Origin of the sequence: Streptomyces sp. ADMS, from assembly GCF_033441795.1 — a bacterium.
Taxonomy (GTDB): Bacteria; Actinomycetota; Actinomycetes; order Streptomycetales; family Streptomycetaceae; genus Streptomyces.
In genome coordinates this window covers 1-2,889 of record NZ_JAVFVX010000264.1, presented here as the reverse complement: position 1 = coordinate 2,889, position 2,889 = coordinate 1, and the positions used below count along the sequence as shown (strand labels likewise).

At 73.6% G+C, this 2,889-nt stretch carries 3 protein-coding genes and 1 pseudogene; 2 read left to right on the top strand and 2 right to left on the bottom strand.

Features of this window, described 5'->3' with window-relative positions; translation table 11 throughout:
* Positions 1 to 829 (bottom strand): universal stress protein (locus tag RB628_RS40150; protein WP_318325588.1); only part of this gene is annotated, 829 nt, incomplete at its 3' end.
* Between the two features lie 260 nt (positions 830 to 1,089).
* Between RB628_RS40150 and RB628_RS40145 the strand changes: the two genes are divergently transcribed.
* Together RB628_RS40145 and RB628_RS40140 are read left to right on the top strand one after the other, a co-directional pair.
* Positions 1,090 to 1,590 carry a cation:proton antiporter regulatory subunit gene (locus tag RB628_RS40145; RefSeq protein ID WP_318325587.1) on the top strand — a complete coding sequence of 167 codons (501 nt, stop codon included), beginning with the start codon at positions 1,090 to 1,092 and terminating at the stop codon, positions 1,588 to 1,590.
* A gap of 3 nt (positions 1,591 to 1,593) precedes the next feature.
* Positions 1,594 to 2,637, top strand: a pseudogene (locus RB628_RS40140) (cation:proton antiporter); the annotation flags it as partial.
* A 145-nt stretch (positions 2,638 to 2,782) separates the two neighbouring features.
* On the opposite strand, the gene RB628_RS40135 reads toward RB628_RS40140, so the two are convergent.
* On the bottom strand, positions 2,783 to 2,889 hold a 107-nt coding region (locus tag RB628_RS40135; protein ID WP_318325589.1), incomplete at its 5' end, for a universal stress protein.

Here is a 2,889-nt window from a genome sequence, read left to right as displayed (position 1 = left end):
GGGCCTGGCTGACCGAGCCGAGCAGCAGCCCGGTGAAGCCGCCCCGGCCCCGGGCGCCGGCCACCACCAGCTGGGCCTCCCGCGTGGCGTCGATCAGCGCCGGGCGGATCCGGGAACGCACCAGGCGCCGCTCCACCACAACCTGTGGAAAGACGTTCTGCCAGGAGGCCACCGTCTCGTCCAGCAGGTGCTGCTCGGCCTCGCGGAGTCGGTCGGCGTCTGCCACCACAGCGGTCAGAGGGTCGTCAGGACCTTCGTAAGCACGCTCGCTCCAGGTGTTCCACACGTGCACGGCCACGAGCGGTGCCTTACGCAGCGCGGCCTCGGTGAACGCGAACTGCACCGCCGACGCTCCGGCTGCGGAGCCGTCCACGGCCAGCAGCACCGGACCGGCCGGATCGGGGCGGCCACGCACCACCATCAACGGGCAGTGACCGTGTGCCACCAGTTGCACCGCCGTCGAGCCCAGCAGCAGCCGGGCGAACCCGCCCAGGCCGCGGCTGCCGACCACGGCCAGCGCCGCCGAGCGCGACTCGATCTCCAGCACCTCAAGCGCCTCGCCGGCCACCACCGACCGGGTGATCTCGATACCCGGCACCGCCACGTGCGCCCGTTCCTCGGCGCGGGCCAACGCCCCCCGCGCCATCGACTCCAGGCCGTGGTCGGCGGTCCATGGCGGGCCACCGGCCGACAGGTGTCCGGACGCATGACCGAAGGCGTGCACGATCCGCAGCGCCACGCCGCGCAGGTGCGCCTCACGTGCCGCGAGGTCGACCGCCTCCAGGCTGGACGCGGAACCGTCCACACCCACGATCACCGGATCACTCACTGGGCTCTCCCATCCCGGAACGCCGCCGAGGCGCGGCCTTCCTTCAACTCCCAGCCTCGGGGCAGCCGCCCCACCGCGGCCAGGGGCCATCCGGCCGCACGAGGGACCGCTCGGCCCTGCCGACACGCCCCGTGCGGTCGGGACACTGACCATCGACCCGTACCGGCCGGACACCTGGGGCGCCTGTCTCGAGTACCCATCTGCCGCAACAGCCGTACGCGGTGTGCCGCTGGTACGGGTTTACGCGGGAGACCGGGTTCGTGACTGACAGAGAGGTCCACATGGACGTCAACGAGGTGCTGCTGCCCGGCGTCGGGCTGCGGTACGAGTTCGTCAACCACGAGGGCGACCGGATCGGGGTCGTCGCCCAGCGCACGGGCGACTTCGAACTCGTGGTGTATCCCGGTGACGACCCCGACGAGGCTCAGTCGGTCCTCCGGCTCACCAGCCAGGAGGCCGACACCCTCGCCGAGATCCTCGGCGCCCCGCGCATCGCGGAACGGTTCGCCGACCTGACCCGCGAGGTGCCCGGCCTGAGCGCCGGCCAGGTCGAAGTCCGTCCCGGAAGCCCGTTCGCCGGCCGAGCCCTGGGCGACACCCGGGCCCGGACCCGCACCGGCGCATCGATCGTGGCCGTCGTCCGCGGCGAGGACGTGATCGCCTCACCCGGCCCCGTCCAGACCCTGGAGGCCGGAGACGTCCTGGTGGTGATCGGCACCCGCGACGGCATCGCCGGCGTGCAGCACATCGTCCAGGGCTGACCCGTGCACACACCCATCGCCCTGCTCCTGGAGCTCGGGGCCATCCTGACCGCGCTGAGTCTGCTCGGCACGGTCGCACGGCGCTTCGCTCTCTCGCCCGTGCCGCTGTACCTGGTGGCCGGACTGGCCCTGGGCGACGGCGGCATCGCCCCGGTTCCGGCCGCCCGGGACTTCGTCGACACCGGCGCCTCGATCGGTGTGATCCTCCTGCTGCTGACGCTCGGCCTGGACTTCACCGTCCAGGAGTTCACCGCCAGCCTCCACCGCCACCGCGCCTCCGCCGTGGTCGACCTCGTCCTCAACGCCACCCCCGGTGCCCTGGCCGGCTGGCTGCTCGGCCTGGACGCGGTCGGCGTCCTCGCACTCGCCGGCGCCACCTACGTCTCCTCCTCGGGCATCATCGCCCGCCTGCTCGGCGACCTGCGGCGGCTGGGCAACCGGGAGACCCCGGCGGTGCTGTCCGTGCTGGTGGTGGAGGACTTCGTGATGGCCGCCTACCTTCCGCTACTGGCCGTCGTGGTCTCCGGAGGAGCGTGGTGGCAGGCCCTGCTCGCCGTCGCGGCGGCCATGGCGGCCGTCGCCGCGGCGATAGTCGTGTCCTGGCGCTGGGGCCACCATGTCGGCCGGGTCCTGACCCACCCCGATCCCGAGCAGGTGCTGCTCCGGGTACTCGGCATCACCCTGATCGTGGCCGCGCTGGCCGAGATCATCCACGTCTCCGCCGCCGTCGGCGCCTTCCTGATCGGTCTCGCGCTGACCGGCGCCGCCGCCGACCGGGCCCGCGCCGTGCTCAGCCCACTGCGCGACCTGTTCGCCGCGGTGTTCTTCCTCGCCCTCGGGCTGACCGTCGATCCGGGCGATCTGCTGCCGATGCTGCCCGCAGCCGTGGCGCTGGCCGTGGTCACCGCGGCCACCAAGCTGGCTTCCGGCTGGTACGCCGCCAAGCGCGAGGGCGCGGGCCGCCGCGGCCGGCTGCGGGCCGGGACCGCGCTCATCGCCCGCGGCGAGTTCTCCGTCGTCATCATCGGCCTGGCCGCGCCCGGCCAGGGCCGTCTGGCGGCCCTGGTCACCACCTACGTGATGCTCCTCGCGATCTGCGGACCCGTCCTCACCCGCTTCGCACCCACCCGGCACCCGGTCCCCCGCCCGCCCACGGCGCGGAACCGGGCGGCGAGCCCCGGGCAAGGGGCAGTCAGTGACGCGCGTCCTCTCCCCGCACCACCGCGACAGGGCAGTGGGCGTGATGCAGCAGGGCCTGGCTGACCGAGCCGAGCAGCAGCCCGGTGAAGCCGCCCCGGC